At 45.8% G+C, this 17195-nt stretch carries 19 protein-coding genes; 17 read left to right on the top strand and 2 right to left on the bottom strand.

Translation table 11 applies throughout. The features are described 5' to 3' along the window. Window positions 1-24: 24 nt before the first annotated feature. The 17 genes from OO017_RS16085 (at window position 25) to OO017_RS16005 (ending at window position 15830) form a co-directional block, all read left to right on the top strand. Window positions 25-1170, top strand: a complete 1146-nt coding sequence (locus OO017_RS16085) for a glycosyltransferase family protein (RefSeq protein ID WP_266053702.1) — start codon at window positions 25-27, stop codon at window positions 1168-1170. 68 nt (window positions 1171-1238) lie between these two features. Then, window positions 1239-2237 (top strand): 3-oxoacyl-ACP synthase III family protein, encoded by a 999-nt coding sequence (locus OO017_RS16080; RefSeq protein WP_266053701.1) that lies wholly within the window; start codon window positions 1239-1241, stop codon window positions 2235-2237. Between the two features lie 100 nt (window positions 2238-2337). Then, window positions 2338-2997 carry a metal-dependent transcriptional regulator gene (locus OO017_RS16075; RefSeq protein WP_266053700.1) on the top strand — a complete coding sequence of 220 codons (660 nt, stop codon included), beginning with the start codon at window positions 2338-2340 and terminating at the stop codon, window positions 2995-2997. 18 nt (window positions 2998-3015) lie between these two features. Next, on the top strand, window positions 3016-3945 hold the full coding sequence (locus OO017_RS16070; protein ID WP_266053698.1) for a metal ABC transporter solute-binding protein, Zn/Mn family: 930 nt from the start codon (window positions 3016-3018) through the stop codon (window positions 3943-3945). Between the two features lie 12 nt (window positions 3946-3957). Beyond that, window positions 3958-4746: a metal ABC transporter ATP-binding protein gene (locus OO017_RS16065; protein ID WP_266053696.1), complete on the top strand. Its 789-nt coding sequence runs from the start codon at window positions 3958-3960 to the stop codon at window positions 4744-4746. 92 nt (window positions 4747-4838) lie between these two features. Then, a complete protein-coding gene (locus tag OO017_RS16060; protein WP_266053695.1) occupies window positions 4839-6122 on the top strand; it encodes a metal ABC transporter permease in 1284 nt (427 codons plus the stop codon). 94 nt (window positions 6123-6216) lie between these two features. Next, window positions 6217-7095, top strand: coding sequence for a metal ABC transporter permease (locus tag OO017_RS16055; protein ID WP_266053693.1), 879 nt, complete (start codon window positions 6217-6219; stop codon window positions 7093-7095). Between the two features lie 71 nt (window positions 7096-7166). Continuing rightward, complete coding sequence (locus OO017_RS16050; RefSeq protein WP_266053692.1) at window positions 7167-7775, top strand: thioredoxin family protein; 609 nt, start codon at window positions 7167-7169, stop codon at window positions 7773-7775. Between the two features lie 98 nt (window positions 7776-7873). Further along, window positions 7874-9250, top strand: coding sequence for a tRNA uridine-5-carboxymethylaminomethyl(34) synthesis GTPase MnmE (gene mnmE, locus OO017_RS16045; RefSeq protein WP_266053691.1), 1377 nt, complete (start codon window positions 7874-7876; stop codon window positions 9248-9250). 441 nt (window positions 9251-9691) lie between these two features. Then, a complete protein-coding gene (locus tag OO017_RS16040; protein ID WP_266053690.1) occupies window positions 9692-10750 on the top strand; it encodes a site-specific integrase in 1059 nt (352 codons plus the stop codon). Beyond that, window positions 10747-11880 carry a hypothetical protein gene (locus tag OO017_RS16035; RefSeq protein ID WP_266053689.1) on the top strand — a complete coding sequence of 378 codons (1134 nt, stop codon included), beginning with the start codon at window positions 10747-10749 and terminating at the stop codon, window positions 11878-11880. The genes OO017_RS16040 and OO017_RS16035 overlap by 4 nt, the downstream gene beginning before the upstream one ends. A 419-nt stretch (window positions 11881-12299) precedes the next feature. Further along, window positions 12300-12611 carry a helix-turn-helix domain-containing protein gene (locus OO017_RS16030; protein WP_266053688.1) on the top strand — a complete coding sequence of 104 codons (312 nt, stop codon included), beginning with the start codon at window positions 12300-12302 and terminating at the stop codon, window positions 12609-12611. Window positions 12612-12696: 85 nt separating this feature from the next. Then, complete coding sequence (locus OO017_RS16025; protein ID WP_266053687.1) at window positions 12697-13020, top strand: helix-turn-helix transcriptional regulator; 324 nt, start codon at window positions 12697-12699, stop codon at window positions 13018-13020. Window positions 13021-13088: 68 nt separating this feature from the next. Continuing rightward, the gene (locus tag OO017_RS16020) at window positions 13089-14036 is read left to right on the top strand and encodes a phage/plasmid replication domain-containing protein (RefSeq protein WP_266053686.1); all 948 of its coding nucleotides are present in this window, start codon (window positions 13089-13091) and stop codon (window positions 14034-14036) included. Beyond that, window positions 14033-15193: a tetratricopeptide repeat protein gene (locus tag OO017_RS16015; RefSeq protein WP_266053685.1), complete on the top strand. Its 1161-nt coding sequence runs from the start codon at window positions 14033-14035 to the stop codon at window positions 15191-15193. Before OO017_RS16020 ends, OO017_RS16015 begins: the two co-directional genes overlap by 4 nt. Further along, window positions 15186-15392 (top strand): RNase H1/viroplasmin domain-containing protein, encoded by a 207-nt coding sequence (locus OO017_RS16010; protein WP_266053683.1) that lies wholly within the window; start codon window positions 15186-15188, stop codon window positions 15390-15392. Before OO017_RS16015 ends, OO017_RS16010 begins: the two co-directional genes overlap by 8 nt. A gap of 222 nt (window positions 15393-15614) precedes the next feature. Next, window positions 15615-15830, top strand: coding sequence for a SymE family type I addiction module toxin (locus OO017_RS16005; RefSeq protein WP_266053682.1), 216 nt, complete (start codon window positions 15615-15617; stop codon window positions 15828-15830). Between the two features lie 449 nt (window positions 15831-16279). On the opposite strand, the gene OO017_RS16000 is transcribed toward OO017_RS16005, so the two are convergent. Continuing rightward, the gene (locus OO017_RS16000) at window positions 16280-16546 is read right to left on the bottom strand and encodes a hypothetical protein (RefSeq protein ID WP_266053681.1); all 267 of its coding nucleotides are present in this window, start codon (window positions 16544-16546) and stop codon (window positions 16280-16282) included. Window positions 16547-16554: 8 nt separating this feature from the next. Beyond that, window positions 16555-17142 (bottom strand): tyrosine-type recombinase/integrase, encoded by a 588-nt coding sequence (locus OO017_RS15995; protein ID WP_266053680.1) that lies wholly within the window; start codon window positions 17140-17142, stop codon window positions 16555-16557. Window positions 17143-17195 lie beyond the last annotated feature (53 nt).

The raw sequence follows: 17195 nt of genomic DNA, 5'->3' as shown, positions 1-17195 counted from the left end.
CGTAAAAGTAAGTATTTTTGATGGATGTCTGAAAAGAGAATCTTGATTGCTTCGCTGCTAAAGCCAATTAACGACACCCGGATGTTTGAAAAAATCGGCTTGTCATTGAGCTGTATTTCTGATACTCAAATCAACATCGCAGGTTTCAGGGCGCACGTACCCCAAAAAGCGCCTGCCAACGTACACTTTCACCCAATATTCGACTTCAAGCGATTAAGCATTGCACGTTTAAAGGCGCAACAGAAGTATGAAAAGTTGCTCTTCCAACTAAAGCCAGACCTCATTATCGCCTGTACGCACGAGTTACTTCTGGCCAGCCAGGCCTATTGCCGAAAGTATGGTGCCCAGCTGATGTATGACGTGCAGGAGAACTATACTTTGAACCTGACCTCGCAGCGAAATTACCCTCCCCTGCTCCGGCAACTGCTTGCTTACCGTGTAGGCAAAGCCGAGCAGAAGGCCGCCCCAGACATAGCGCATTTTTTGTTAGCCGAGCATAGTTATGCACAAGAGCTGCCTTTCTTGGCTGCAGGAAAGTATTCGGTAGTTGCTAATAAGTATAAACCGGCAACAGGCTATACCCTGCCTGCCACACCTGTTCGGCTTGATAAGCAGCCTCTGCGGCTACTGTACTCTGGCACCATTGCCGAAGTTTACGGTATTTTTGAAGCAGTGAGTTTAGCCGAGGCCTTGCACTGCCTGGAGCCCTCCACGACCCTCACCATTGTCGGTTACAGCTCCCGCAGCCATACCTTGCGGCAATTGCAACAGTGTATAAAAGGTAAAAGTTTTATCCGGCTTATTGGCGGCGATAGGTTGGTGCCGCACCAGCAGATCCTGCAAAGTATAAAAGAGAGCAATGTAGGACTACTTCCCTATAAACCACACCCCAGTACGGAGCGCTGCATCCCTACCAAACTTTACGAATACATGGCGTATGCACTGCCTGTGCTGGTGCAGCAAAACCCGCTGTGGCAAAGTATAACCGAGGTAAACCAGGCGGGTATTTCCATAGATTTTAACGGTGTATGCCCACAGGAAGTACTCAAGCGTATACGTCAAGAGCTTTTTTATACCTCTGGAATCTCCCCTGACATTTTCTGGAAAAGCGAGGAGATAAAGCTGATTGCAATAGTTAAAGAAGCCTTAACACGCTTCAGCAAATTATAGAATTTTATTTTTAGGTGAATCTAAATTCACTGTAAAAGAGTATATTTGTAACTAAACGAAACTATAGTATGCGTAATTCGAAAATTGCAGGCGTTGGCCACTACGTACCCGAAAACGTAGTAACGAACAAGGATCTGGAAAAGATAATGGATACCTCAGACGAGTGGATCCGTGAACGGACAGGCATTGTGGAGCGTCGTTATTTCCAGGAGGGCGTGGATACAACAGCCAATATGGGTGCTGCCGCATCCCGTAAAGCTATACAGATGGCTGGATTGGAGCCTAAAGACATAGACATGATCGTGTTTGCCACCTTGAGCCCTGATTACCTCTTCCCTGGGTCAGGTGTTTTGTTGCAGCGCGAACTAGGCCTGAAGGAAATCCCGGCACTGGATGTACGGAACCAGTGCTCTGGCTTCATCTACGCGCTATCGGTAGCTGACCAGTTTATCAAAACAGGTATGTATAACAACGTGCTTGTGGTTGGTTCTGAGATCCACTCCACCGGCCTCGACTTCTCTACGCGCGGGCGCGGTGTGTCCGTGATCTTCGGTGATGGCGCGGGCGCTGTGGTGCTTGTCCCTTCCGAGAGCGAAGACCGTGGCATCTTATCCACGCACCTGCACGCTGATGGCGAGTTTGCCGAGGAGTTGGCGGTAACCGCCCCGAACAGCAACAAGAAAGAGCGCCTGACACACGAGATGATTGACGACGGCAGCATCTACCCCTACATGAACGGAAACATGGTATTTAAGCACGCGGTAACCCGTTTCCCGGAGGTAATTGAAGAGGCTCTGAACAAAAACGGCTACAAGCCTGAGGACATCGACCTGCTGGTACCGCACCAGGCTAACCTACGCATTACCTCCTACATTCAGCAGAAAATGGGCTTGCCGGCTGAGAAGGTGATGAGTAACATCCAGAAGTATGGCAACACCACTGCCGCCTCTGTGCCAATCGCACTGAGTGAGGCTTACGAGGAGGGACGCATTAAAGAAGGCGACCTGGTTTGCCTGGCTGCCTTTGGTAGCGGCTTTACGTGGGCTTCTGCACTTATCCGTTGGTAAGTATAAAGTATGAATTCTGAGTGAGTGGATGAGTGCATTCCTAGGATTGTACATTCACTCGTTCAGAATTCACACCATCGCTCATTCACCCATTACTACTATGTCCCATAGTTACACCGAGGAGAACTACATCAAGGCCATCTATAAGCTGTCGGCCAACGGCACGCAGGAGGTGAACACCAACGCCATTGCGGAGGTATTGGAAACCAAGGCCGCCTCTGTTACAGACATGCTCCGGAAGCTGAGCGCCAAGGATATCGTCAACTACGTGAAGTATAAAGGCGTTTCGCTAACCGAACAAGGGGAGCGTGTAGCCCTGCAGATCATCCGCAAGCACAGGTTGTGGGAAACATTCCTGGTAGAGAAACTCAAGTTTAACTGGGATGAGGTACACGAGGTGGCAGACGAAATGGAGCACATCTCCTCTACCCTGCTCACCAACCGCCTCGACGAGTTCCTGGGCTTCCCGAAATTTGATCCGCACGGGGACCCTATACCTTCCGAGACAGGCGAGATGAAGCAGATCAAACAACGCCTTCTCTCTGATATGGAGGTAAACGATGCCGGCGTAGTGGTAGGCGTAAACGATTCGCAACCACTTTTCCTGCAGTACCTCGACAAAATGGGTATCGCCCTGGGCTCAAAGATCAAAATTATTGACAAGATCCCGTACGACAACTCTCTGGAGATAAACCTGGAGGACAACAAAAAACTGCTCATCTCCAGCGAGGTATCCAAAAATATTTTCTTATCCGCTTAAAATGAGCCAACACAAACTATGAGAATCACTTACCTCCTGCTTGCACTCTGCCTCACCCTGCTTACCGGCTCCTGCACCCAAACAGAGAACAAAGGCACCATAGCGCCTGGGGAACGAATGAAAGTCGTGACCACCACCAGCATACTGAAAGATGCTGTCGCAAACATTATAGGCGATGCAGCCGATGTGGAGGCTATTATGGGCAGCGGCGTGGACCCGCACCTGTACAAGGCCACGCAGGGCGACCTGGATAAACTGATGGGTGCAGATGTAATCGTTTACAATGGCTTGCACTTAGAGGGCAAAATGGGCGAGGTAATGGAAAAGCTGGGCCGCCAGAAAACCGTGGTAGCGGGCACAGCAGGCATACCGCAGGAGAAACTACGCAGCTCACCACAGTTCCAGGACAGCCATGACCCACACGTTTGGTTTGATGTGCAGCTGTGGCAGGAGGTGGTGAAGCACCTGAGCCAGGAGCTACAGCAGAAAGACCCTGCCAATGCCCAGGTATACCAGCAAAACACACAGGCCTACCTGCAGGAGCTCAACGAGCTGCACCAGTGGGTTGCGCAACAGATCAAAACCATACCGGAGCAACAACGCATCCTGATCACGGCACATGATGCCTTTGGATACTTTGGGGATGCCTATAGTATAAAAGTACGCGGGCTGCAGGGCATTTCCACTGTATCGGAATTCGGGCTACAGGATGTATCTGCCCTGGTAAACTATATCTCAGACAACAGGATAAAAGCCGTTTTTGTGGAGTCTTCCGTTTCGCCTAAAGCCATTGAGGCTGTGGTGATCGGTAGCCGTGATAAAGGCCATGATGTAAAAGTGGGCGGCACGCTGTACTCCGATGCACTGGGCGAGGACGGCACTGCCGAAGGCACTTACACAGGTATGGTAAAGCACAACGTGAACACCATTGTATCCTCTTTAAAATAACTAGGTAAACTCATGATACTGCAAGTAGAGAACCCGGTAGTAGAAGTGCACGACCTTACGGTAAGTTATGACCGCAAACCCGTGCTGTGGGGCATCGACCTGACTTTACCAGCCGGTGCGCTTGTGGGGGTGATCGGGCCGAACGGCGCCGGCAAGTCTACATTGATCAAAGCCATGATGGACTTGCTGCCGGTGGGCAGTGGCTACGTTCGGATCTTTGACAAGCCTATAGACGAGGTGCGCACCCGCATCAGCTATGTGCCGCAACGCGAGTCGGTAGACTGGGATTTTCCTGCTTCGGTTTTTGATGTAGTGCTGATGGGCAGCTATGGGAAGCTTGGCCTGTTCAGAAGGCCACGCAAAGCAGACAAAGACGCAGCCATGGATGCCCTGCAGAAAGTTGGGATGCAAAGTTTTGCAAACCGCCAGATATCGCAGCTATCGGGGGGGCAGCAGCAGCGGGTGTTCCTAGCCAGGGCCCTGGCGCAGAACGCTGATATTTATTTTATGGATGAACCCTTTGCCGGGGTGGATATCGCCACAGAGTCAGCCATTATAGAACTACTGCGCATCATGCGCGAGCAAGGCAAAACCGTCATCGTGGTGCACCATGACCTGCAGTCGGCCACCGAGTATTTCGATTGGGTGGTACTGCTCAATATGCGCCTGGTTGCGTCCGGCCCTACAGAGCAGGTGCTAACGCAGGATCTTCTAGAGCAAACATACGGGGGCAAACTAACGGTGCTTACCAAAGTAGGCGAATTGCTCAAGAAACAGGAGTTTCCGTCCAGAGAGAGCTAAATAAGTTAGCGAGTTTAGGAGTTAGTCAGATAGAGAGTTAAAAGTAAGAACTTCACTTATCAGACAAAGATTAACAACCGATAATCACGAGCATGCAGGAGTTTTTCGAGTTCTTCTCTTTTACAGATGCCAACATAAGGTATGTTACACTGGGATCTGTCCTGCTGGCAAGTAGCTCTGCCGTGGTAGGCTGCTTTACGTTGCTGCGTAAAAGAGCCTTGGTGGGCGATGCCGTGGCACATGCCGTCCTGCCGGGTGTGTGCCTTGCTTTTATACTTTCGGGCACAAAAAACCCGTTTGTGCTGCTGCTGGGTGCCTTTATTACCGGCTGGATCTCCCTTGTTACGATCGATTTTATCACCTCCCGCTCCCGCATTAAAGAGGATACTGCCATTGGCCTTGTGCTGTCTGTGTTTTTCGGCATAGGTATACTTCTACTTACCGCCATACAGCACTCCGGAAATGCCGCACAGAGCGGCCTGGACAAGTTTTTATTCGGTAAAGCAGCCTCGCTGGTGGGCGAAGACCTGATTGCCTTTGGCGTGGTGGCTGTGCTGCTGCTCATTACCACCCTCTTGTTTTACAAAGAGCTTACCTTGCTTTGCTTCGACCAGGCCTATGCGGCAACCATTGGCTTTCCGGTGCGGGCGCTGGAGCTGTTACTCACTACCTTAACAGTGTTTGCCGTAGTGGTAGGCATTCAGGCGGTGGGGGTGGTACTGATGGCCGCCATGCTGATCACGCCTGCTGCGGCTGCACGCTTCTGGACAGATAGACTTGGACTGATGCTGGTGCTGGCGGCCATCATCGGCGCTTTTTCGGGTGTGGCCGGGGCCTTTGTTTCCTACACGGCTCCCGCTATGCCTACAGGCCCCTGGATCGTGCTGATTGTGTCGATGATCGCCATAGTTTCTTTCGCTTTTGCACCCAACAAAGGTTGGGTTTCCCGCCTGTTGCGTAAGCGCCGCAACAAGATACTTATACTTGAGGAGAACCTGCTAAAGCTTCTGTACCAGCTGGGAGAGCAGAAACAAGAACTGCATACGCCTCACCCACTACAAGAGATCCTTCAAAAAAGGGCCATTCCACGGAAGCAAGCCAATACTGGTTTAAGAAGACTCAGTAGTCAAGGATATGTTGAGAAAACAACGGCAGGTTGGCTCCTCACGGGCCAGGGCCAGCGCCGGGGTGAACGTGTGGTCAGATTGCACCGTCTCTGGGAGTTATACCTGACGCAGTACCTCCACCTGGCTTCCGACCACGTGCATGAGGGTGCCGAAACAATTGAGCATATCATTACCCCGGAACTAGAGCAAAAGCTGATGGAGGAACTGGGCTTCCCGGTGCTGGACCCGCACAGCGCCAGGATTCCTTGAGGATAGTTAGCGCGTTTTGAGTATAAATCTCACTCACCAAGTACTCGGCAGCTATCCACAACTAAAAGATTAACCATTTTAACAATCAAAGCCTGTGAACGCTTTTTGGATCATACTTACCGGATCGTTGGTTGCTACCTGCTGTAGCCTGCTGGGCTGTTACTTGATCCTGCGCCGCATGGCCATGGTTGGCGATGCCATCTCACATGCCGTGTTGCCCGGCATTGTCATCGCTTTCCTGTTTACCGGGTCGCGGGAATCAGTTCCGATGCTGATCGGGGCGGGCTTACTTGGGGTCTTCACCACTTTTCTGATCGAGTTCTTCCACCGTTACGCCCGCGTACAGGCCGATGCTTCCATTGGCGTTACCTTCACCTGGCTCTTTGCCATCGGCATCATACTTATATCCGTATTCGCAGGCCAGGTAGACCTGGACCAGGATTGTGTTCTTTACGGGGAAATAGCCTACGTGCCGCTCGACCTCTGGATTACGGAGGGTGGTTTAAGTCTCGGCCCCCGCACTCTCTGGACCATAGGAATCGTTACCGTTTTGATCATACTTTTTATCGTGCTGGGCTACAAAGAGCTTTTCCTGACCACCTTCGATCCGGCCTATGCTGCGGCCATCGGCATTTCTACATCCGTTTGGTACTATTCCCTCATGACCGCGGTATCGCTTACCACTGTTGCCTCTTTCGAGTCTGTGGGAGCCATACTTGTGGTGGCGTTGCTGGTTGCCCCGCCTGCCACCGCTTACCTGCTGACAGATAATTTCAAGAAGATGCTCCTACTTTCGGTTATGGCTGGCATACTTGCTTCGGCAGCTGGTTATTACCTGGCTGTTTGGATAGACGGATCTATTGCCGGAGCTATTGCCACAGTAACCGGTATAGAGTTTATGCTGGCTTTCTTGTTCTCCCCTTCCAGAGGGATTTTGCTCAAAAGAAAGCAACTAAAGCCCACGCAGCACTAAGCCGGAATTTATACTATGCCGCTCCTGTTAAGGCAACAGTTTAAAGTTTATACTACCATACCCAACAAAGTATGCTAAAGAAACTAATGATTCTTCCTATGCTTGCCCTGGCCCTTGTTACAGGTTGTAAAAACAGCTCACCCCCTACTTTCACTGCCAACACAACTACAGAAGCTACAGCCAGTGCGGCGGCAATACCTGAAGCGGATGCTGTACCAGCCCCCGCTACCAAGAAACCAGAAAAGATTCAGTGGCTCACCATAGAGCAAGCAGCCGAACGTATGAAGACTGCGCCCCGGAAGATTGTGGTGGATGTGTACACTGACTGGTGTGGCTGGTGCAAGAAGATGGACAAATCAACCTTTACCGATCCGCAGGTGGCCGAACTGGTAAACGAGCACTTTTATGCTGTTAAGCTGGATGCCGAGGGAGAAAAACCGATTATACTTAAAGGCCGGACATTTAACTATAAGCCGGAGTATAGGGCGCATGAGCTGGCCGTGGCACTGCTGCAGGGGCAGATGAGTTACCCCACCACCGTATACCTGGACGAGGACATGAACGTACTAGCCCCGGTGCCGGGCTACCTTGATGCTGAGAACTTTGCCAGAATCTTACGGTACTTCGGGGAAAATCACCATAAGTCGATGAACTTCCAGGAGTACGAGAAGACGTTGTAATGCTGAATACCGTGCGATTCTGGGCTCCCTCTGATCCTGATAATCCACATTCCGACAATTAATCCGTAAATTTGCACAAAGCATAATTTATACTTGATTTGATCAGCCATAACAATACCGATACTATTGTAGCCGTAGCTACCGCACCGGGTACAGGCGCCATCGCCGTGATACGCTTATCCGGGCCGGAGGCTATCGCTATAACAAACTCTGTTTTCAAGGGCAAAGACCTGACGAAGCAGGCCAGCCATACGATTCACTTCGGCACTATCCGGGATGAAGGCAAGGTGCTGGACGAGGTGCTGGCGTCTTTATTTGTTGCCCCTCACTCCTATACCAAGGAGAATGTGGTGGAAATCTCTTGCCACGGTTCCGACTTTATTGTGCAGCAGATTGTAAAGCTGCTCCTGAAAAAAGGGGCTCGCCTTGCAAACGCCGGTGAGTTCACCAAGCGTGCCTTCCTGAACGGTCAATTCGACCTGGCCCAGGCAGAGGCTGTGGCCGACCTGATTTCCTCTGACTCTGCCCTCTCCCACGAGGTGGCCATGAAGCAGATGCGGGGTGGTTTCTCCCAGGAAATCAAGCGCCTGCGGGCCGAGCTGGTACATTTTGCCTCTATGATTGAGTTGGAACTAGATTTTGGCGAGGAAGACGTAGAGTTTGCCGACCGCGACCAACTGCGCTCGCTCATACTTAACATCCAAAGTATAATTCGTGAACTACTGAAGTCTTTCGAGCTCGGCAACGTGATCAAGAATGGTGTTCCTACCGTAATCGTGGGCAAGCCTAATGCAGGCAAGTCTACTTTGCTCAACAAGCTGCTGAACGAGGAGAAAGCCATTGTTTCGGATGTACCGGGCACTACCCGCGACTTTATTGAAGATGAGATCAACATCGAGGGCATTACCTTCCGCTTCATCGATACAGCAGGCCTGCGCGAAACCACGGACAAGGTAGAGGCCATTGGCGTGGAGCGCACCATGCAGAAACTCAGCCAGTCCTCACTGATCATCTACCTGTTCGACATCACGGAAGTAACCGCCGAAGAAGTACAGGCCGAACTGGACAGGCTAAACCCAAAGAAGCTGCCTATAGTAGCCGTAGCCAACAAAATAGACCAGGCATCTCCAGAGAAATTGGCAGCCTTTGCAAGTATAGAAAACCTGGTGCAGATCTCCGCCGCCGAGGGTGCCAACCTGGATGACCTGAAGCAGGCGCTTGTAACTAAGGTAAACCTTGGCAAGCTCAACACGCAGAGCCAGACCATCGTAACCAACCTTCGCCACGTTAATAGCCTGAACAAGACCTACGAGGCCCTAGATGACGTGCTTAATGGAATTGGCCTGGGAATGAGCGGCGACTTGGTAGCGGCTGATATTCGCAGGGCTCTGTATAGCCTTGGAGAAATCACAGGAGAGATCACAACGGATGATTTATTGGATAACATCTTTACGAAGTTTTGCATCGGTAAATAGGATTGGCAAGCCAAGGCAACCCTAGGCACACAAAAGCAAGTAAATCAATCACTTACAATATAGCACTATTGCCATAAATTGCCGTTATTGGCCTATGATTCCCAACTTTTTGTTACCCAGTTGTTACCCGAAGTCTGAGTAACAACTGGGTAACAAAAATATCCCACAAGCCCCTCTCCCATCCATCAAAAATACTGCCAGCGCTATCTGAGAGTGCTTTTCAGGCAAGCCCTGAGTATCCTTCCGAGTAACAAAACCTCTCAATTATACTTGGAAATACGACATTAAATCAAAAGGTTTTGTTACCCGAACACACTTAATCCTGCTTACTTCTACAGGCAAACCAAGGCAACCACAGGCAGTTAAATACCTGATTCACAGATAATTATTTTACCGTGTCTGCCCGTTTGGTTACTTTTATTTCAAATTCTAGGATAGAATATGAAGGTAGCACTGCGGAAAAAGAAGATGAATGACGGCACGAGGAGCCTGTACCTGGATGTGTACTACAGGCAAGAACGGAATTATGAATTCCTGAAGCTTTACCTGGTTGAGCCGAAGACGGTAAGTGACCGCCAGCGAAACAAGGAAACGCTCCTGCTAGCGGAGAGTATTGCCGCTAAACGGCTGGTGGAGCTACAGACGGGTGAGTACGGGCATGTCCCCCAGCACAGGAAGCAGACGGACTTTGTCACGTATTTTGAGGAGCTGACAGCAGCAAGGAAAAAGACGGGCATCAACTATGACACGTGGCTGAGCGTGCTCCGCCACTTGGAGAAGTACGTGAAAGGCAAACCGCTGCCGGTTGAAAGGGTAAATGAGAAGTGGCTTGTGGAATTCAGGACTTATATCGAGAAGAAAGTAAGCGCCAACAGCGCCCACACGTACTTCAACAAGGTCAAGGCAGCCGTGCACCAAGCATTCCGGGACAAGCTCATCTCCTCAGACCCGGCTTTCAACGTGACTTCACCCAAGCCAGAGGAGACACAGCGCGAGTATCTCACGGCCGAGGAAGTACAGAAACTGGTCAAGACACCTTGCCGGTACCCCATTCTCAAAAAGGCATTCCTCTTCAGTGTCCTCACTGGCCTGCGATGGTCAGACATCCAAAAACTTAAGTGGAAGGATATCCAAGATCAGCGACTGCACTTCAGACAGCAAAAGACCAAGCAGGTAGAGTATCTGCCTATCTCAGACCAAGCCATGCAGTTACTAGGCAATGCGGGCGATCCGGAAGACAAAATCTTTAGAGGGTTGAAGTATAGCGCCTATATTAATGTCGGGCTCGCTCAATGGGTGCTGGCAGCCGGTGTAGTGAAGCACATCACTTTCCACTGCGCCCGCCATACCCATGCCACTCTCCTGCTCAACAACGGCACTGACATATACACTGTGTCGAAGTTACTCGGTCATAAGAATATAAAGACAACTCAAATCTATGCAAAGGTCGTAGACGCAACGAAAGTGCAAGCTGTTAACCAAATTCCTCTGATATTATGAAACTAGATGCAAAACTAAAAGAAAGCATGCTCCTTATTGAACCTTACTTATACCGTGATCATTTTGCGGCTTTTCACCCAGAATTCGGACTTATATTATATACTTTTGCCGCCCATCTTAAAGATAGATGGGCCAAGCTGCCATATTTTATTTTTTGGATCGAGGAGAATCCTAGCACTCAGTTTAGTTTTTCCGGTGGCTGTTTAGATTATCCCAATATTAGTAACCCCTTGTTTTATTATGATGAGTGGAATCAACTTAAGAAAAGCAGTTTGAGTGATTTAACAACACTTCATTCCAGAGGATCTTTTTGCGCTGCTAAACAAATGGATTTAGAAATGGAGGGCCTACGTTTATCACAAAGCGTGCCTAAGGAAAAGATGCAGTTACTTGAACGCGATATAAGGTTTAATCAAATAATCAGTGATAACGCTGCAAAACTCCTTACGTTTAGAAACGCACAGCCTAGCTCAGAGCTTTATGTCATGATGACTTATCTACACGAAGTACTAGGTGGATGCTCATCTGAAGAGGTGGTTGACGTAATAGAAGCATTTCTGGAAGACAGTACCTTTTCTGAGGATGCGTATATAACCCCGGGTCTTAAAATCTTTGAAGAAAATATATCTAGATTCACAAACTCCACAGTAAATGAGAGAGGCATTGCTTCATTTACCTGGCTAGACTTATCTCACTTTGACAAACAAGTCTCGCGTTTCCATCAGGAACTAATCGATAATGGGTACATTGGAGAAGAAACGCTTCTTGAAGATTTTAAGAAGGCCTTCAATGGCTCAATGCTTAGCTCTCCTCTAAACATTAGGTATATAAAAGAAACCCCAAATGGGGGGCATACTTCCAAGGCCTCTCTGCTTTACCTTCTGCATAGGCTCGGAGAAGTGGGTTTAGTTGTCAAAAAAGATGTCCTTTTTGGAGAAGCCAAAGCTTCTAGAGACGCCTATGCAGCTCGTATAGAGAAGGTTTTTGTAAATTTTAAAGGAAAACCACTTGCGTACTTAGTAAAATCAAGGATTGATAAGAGAGACCCAATCACTAATAAAAGATATGTAGAGCCGCCTGTAGATAGAGATTCTATAGAGTCTATGATAGAAGCTGTTCAAAACGCTTAAGCTCAAGCCAAAAGCGGTGGTTTTATAGGCTAATGCTCTATAGGAAGTTAAGGTAACTGTAATATAGGAGTCTTAAGAAGCCACAATATTTTATTACCCCTTAACAACTCCCTTAAGAGATCAAATAAGGTAAGATATGGAGCCCCTCTTGGGCTCCTTTTTTATTGATCAAAAAATCACCAACTGAGTAACGTTGAAAATCATGATTCTTTGTTCATAGTTCATAGCCTAACCAGATTAAGATCGAGGCGCTAAGTTTACGGCCTATGCTTATTGGCATATAAAAATGATTATCAACTACTTACATCCATAATCAAGGGGCTTCACAAAAAAAATCAGCGTATTCAGCGTTGTTTACGCTGCCGTCATTTAGACACTTTTTAGTCGCCCATACCTTTGCTGCATCAACAAACAAATACATGAAGAAGAACGAAATCTTAGAAAAGCTCGCAGTTTTAGAGATTATTATAGGCTCTCTATCTGTGCAAGAAAAAAAGGTTCTGAACGCCAGTGAGGCTTGTGCCTATTTGGGTATCACGAAGTGGGCCTTGTACCACATGACCTCCCGCAACCAAATCCCCTATGCCAAACATGGACGCTCATTAAGGTTTATCAGATCAGAGCTGGACAGGTGGATTCAGAAACACCAAGTGAAAACAGCCGATGACATTGAAGATGCGGCAGAAGTTTATGTAAGTAGGAACGAAGCAAAGAATAATAAAAGAAAGTGATATTAAGTGTGCTTTATTAGAAGGTAGTATAAAAAAGAGAAGCACACATCCTTAAAGATTTCAATAGATCAACAACTTAAAAGCCATGGGATTTAGAATACCATTACTAGAAGAGAAAGCACCTGAAAAACTAAACTGGCTCGAAATAGCATTAAATGCACAGTCTATTCAGGAGAAACAAAATTTTAATGCAACAGAAGCATGTTACTTCTTAGGCATTTCAAAATATGCTTTATATCACAAAACATCTCGAAAGCAGATTCCACATCACCTAAGTGGCAAGAGGTTATTCTTCAGACGAGATGAACTTGAAAGATGGCTTTTTAGTCATCCCGACAAAACAGTGAAACAACTAGATAAAGCTGCTTCAGCATATACTTCGAATTCTAAACTGAGAAAGGAAAAATAACACATAGTTAGTATGCTATATAAAGCTAAACTTCATTACTGTAAATGTAATTCTATAAGTATTTTTTAATGATTGATACATGTCACTTATGGTTAAGAGACCTAAGTTCTTTTACTTCTATTAACCTTCAAACTTATTTAGAACAATTCTTAGATGAGCCTAAATGGGTGCAAATTGATAATACTGTTATTTTATATGGAAACTTAAGTACACTAAAAGTTAAAGTTTCACCTACAAGCATAAGTATTCAAGGTAGCCTATCAAGGTATTTCTTAGACACAAATGTTAAAACCCTTACTCCAGTTCAGACTCAACTCGCTTTCGAGAAGTTGGCTGATGAAATGCATCTGGATATTTCTCAGTTTACCGCTACTAGAATTGATATTGCTGAAAATATGGAGATGAATCACAACCCTTCATACTACTTCAAGCATTTAGGTATCTGCGGAAAACTTGCTAGGTTAGAACAGCCTAATGGATTGTTTTATAAAGGCACCCAAAAAGAATTATTGATCTATGATAAAGATGCTCAGATGAAAGCTAGTAAAAGTACTAGAATATCTGAAAATCCAAAATACAATAATTTGTTAAGAATTGAAGTCCGATTTAAACGCAATCTAGAGAAGCAACTTAAGCTCGATGAGGTGAAAGTACATAAACTTTTATGCAGAAAGATTTACCATAAATTGGTAGATGCTTGGTCTGAAAACTACTATAGTATCCATAAATACCGAATAGTTAAGCCTACCCAGCCTTCAGTATCAACTTTACAAGGTTTTAAAGCAATGTTAATGTCACGTGGAATAAAAGAGTTGGGTGGTGAAGCTACGGTTGAATCTCTAATAACACAGGGTGTACAATTAGGATACATTCCTAATTCAAGCGTTAAGAAGCGTTTAAAAGACCAACTGAAAGCTCTATCCCAAACTGATAGTTACACTGAGATTTCAACTGCAGTAAATGAATTAGATCTTAAGGTAAAAGAAACCTCTGAATTATTAAAAACATCAATATGAAACATCCACGCTTTAGTTCTAAGCTATACCATTTATCTGAATGCGAAAGAATAAAGCTCATGTATGAAGCTTTTGAAGGTTGCAAAGCTTATGTTGGTTCATATGAAAGAAGCGACGATTTATATATTATGGGTATCAGCTCTTTATTCAAGTGTTTAGAAACAGAATATTTAAATAGAGAATATAAGTATGAGTTTAATAGTCTAGCCTTGCCTAAAGTGCACCATGAATTAGATAAGTTAGGCAATGAAATTCATAATTACCCCTTTGCATTGATGGTTAAGGCTATTGCTCTGCTAATTGAGAGGAGAGAGTATGATGCAGAGGCATATATTATGAAAGCACTTGCATTAGGTCTAGATAATGTATTAGCTCATATAACTGAGTGCATAATAGACATAAAACTGCTCAAACTTGATAAAGCTAAACGTGCAATAAAAAGAATTAGAAGAAAAAACAAAGAGTATTTTTCTATCATTCAAACACTAAATGATTACATGTCATTTGATAAAAATGATATGGACTATTTTCAACACAATCCCATTAAAATTTTTAGTTGGTGCTTAAACCTAGGTTCTTCTATAGAACCTAAAGTAGACGCGGTCTTGCATCCAGAATTTATTTTTGATGGCTATTTAGATGATGGGCACAACACTATTTTTCTAGGTTCATTTTGGAAACAAAAATTACAAGAACCACGCTATGGTACGCCAGCATATGATGCTCTTTACTCCTTTAACCTATTAACGGACAGAGTAATTGATTTGTGGGGTTGGGACTGGTACAATATACGAAAGAGAGCATTAGTTGAAGTAAATAAAGCGCTAAAGATAAATAATGATTATTCATGGGCCTATTGTGTAAGAGCTGCAATTCATATGGCAGGATGTGATCTAGAGAAAGCATTGAAAGATATAAATAGAGCAATGACCTTAGGGTTAAGTAATAGTCATATACTATTTTTTAGAGCTAATATTTATCTTAAAATGGGCAAATTAAACAATTGCCTTCTTGATGTTAATAATGCTATTAAGAAAAGTAGTGATTTAGATAATCTTTCTGTCTATCATCTTTTTAGAATCAACTTATTTGTTAGTCAAGGTGATAACAGATTTAATCGGCTACAAAAAGTTACAAAGCTTATCAGCCATGAGTAAAAAGAAGAACTTTTATTATGTGGTCTGGATAGGCCGCACTCCAGGTATATACGATAACTGGTTTGATTGTGAGGCCCAAGTAAAGGGTTATTCAGGAGCTATCTACAAGTCTTTCCCCTCTTATTGGGAAGCTAAGAAAGCATATGAAGCGGGTATCCCCAAAAAAGAAGAACCACCTAAAAGCACCAAGCTGTTTTAATTGACTGCCATGCCGTGAAAGCCAAGAAGAAGGAACTAACCTTCAACTTGGTTTTCTGCTTTTTGTAGATTCACAAACCTGGATTATGATGGATTCATCACCTCTTGCGAGCACTTGAGCAGGAGACAACACTCACATCAGGCACAATCACAAATTCTTTATTTTTGTGGAATTAAGTTTCTAATATCTTGTTTTTGTTATATTTTTACAAAACAAAATATTATGTTGGAGAAAACAAAGAAGGCATCTGTAACAGTTGCCAAGAAGCTTAAAATTACGCCCAAATATTTCACACGCGCTTATGGAAGAGTGGTCTACCCCCAAATTAGATTCGGCGGAAGATGGCTCCAGGAGGCGGGGTTCAAAAGCGGGGATACGGTAACAGTAAAACTAGAAGAAGGGAAGCTTATCATGTCAGTCTCAACTAAGACGGAGTGAGTCGTTCGAAAATAAACTCATAAGTGCAGATACTATCTTTTTTAATTTTACACTAAAACGATTGCCTGCTGTAGCCAAATGCAGTTTAGGTTGTAATTAGAGCTGCGTTATGGGTTCCGCTGATGCCTTTCGGCTTCATTTTAAATCATTTTAAGGTCATTTTTTGCCTCTTTTTGCATTTTTCTGCACAGCTATTGTGCTGGTGGTGCAGTCAGGTTGAAGTGTACGCACAGCCCTGTGAAGACTCTTAAAAGGGCTGCTTTGTAGTATATCAAAGTAAAAAAGATACAATGCCTGCGGGCCCGTGCGCATACCCCGTACTAAGCTGTTGAATCAGCTCAATACTCCCATTTTTAACCAATGTTCTTGTGTGGGTGCTAAAAAAGGAAGCTCTTTACGTTTGGTGCGCCATAGAGGTAAATAAATTCATGACCATCAAAAGCTGACTCCTATCCTATAGGGCGCATCGCTAGGTAGGTGTTACGCAAAGCTATCACCTGCCGAAGCTCATTAAACGAGAAATTAGCCTTGGATAAGAGCGCAATGTCAGCCTCTGTCACTTGCTTTAAAAGTAAATCGAGCTCATTCGAGTTGATTCTTAAGAACTCTTTCAGCACATTATCCCCTAGTTCAAAGAGATTGACTTTACCACTTTGCACCGGCTTTATGCCCATATCAGCAGGAGTCCACCTGATTCTGTCAAGCCTCTTATCCATAACTTATGTTAAAGATTCAGGTAAATGTTCTGGATGTCTTGCTGCACGATGCCGATGTAGCGCTTGGTTATAGCGATACTGGAGTGGGAGAAGATTTCGGACAGGTAGATAAGGCTTCGCTCCGACTTGCCATCCATCTCCCACACGCGTTTCCCGAACGTCTTGCGCAACGTGTGTGAGCTGCTGTTCTGCACTTTCACGCGGTAATGGCTGAAAGTATCTTTCAGCAGGCCATTCAAGTGCTGGATCGTGTACCTCCCTCCTCTCCTGTTTCTAAATAGGTAATCCTCCCTGTTGAAGCGACCTATTTCCTCAAGCCTACTCTTTACGTAGAGTAAGATCTCTGTCAGGTTTTGGTTGATGGTGAGATGGCGCTTCTTTTGGGTCTTACTCTCCGTGATGGTCAGACTCTCCTTGTCAAGCAGATCCTCCCATTTGAGCGAGAGCAAATCCTTTGCCCTTAGGCCAAGGTAACAGCCTGTGGCGATTACTAGATACTCCTTCAGTTTCTGGTCCCGCTTCAGATGATGCAACAGCCCCAGCATATCGTTCCATTCCAGGCCGCTACAGGTGGTCATGCTTCCTTTCAAGCTCATGATTCTTTCTTGTTGGTTCTTGCTAAAATAACCTGAATCCGTGAAGCGGTAAA

Source organism: Pontibacter anaerobius, from assembly GCF_026241195.1.
In the GTDB taxonomy this organism is placed as follows: Bacteria; Bacteroidota; Bacteroidia; order Cytophagales; family Hymenobacteraceae; genus Pontibacter; species Pontibacter anaerobius.
Note: the sequence above shows the minus strand (reverse complement) of the source record. Positions and strands in the feature narration are given on the sequence as shown.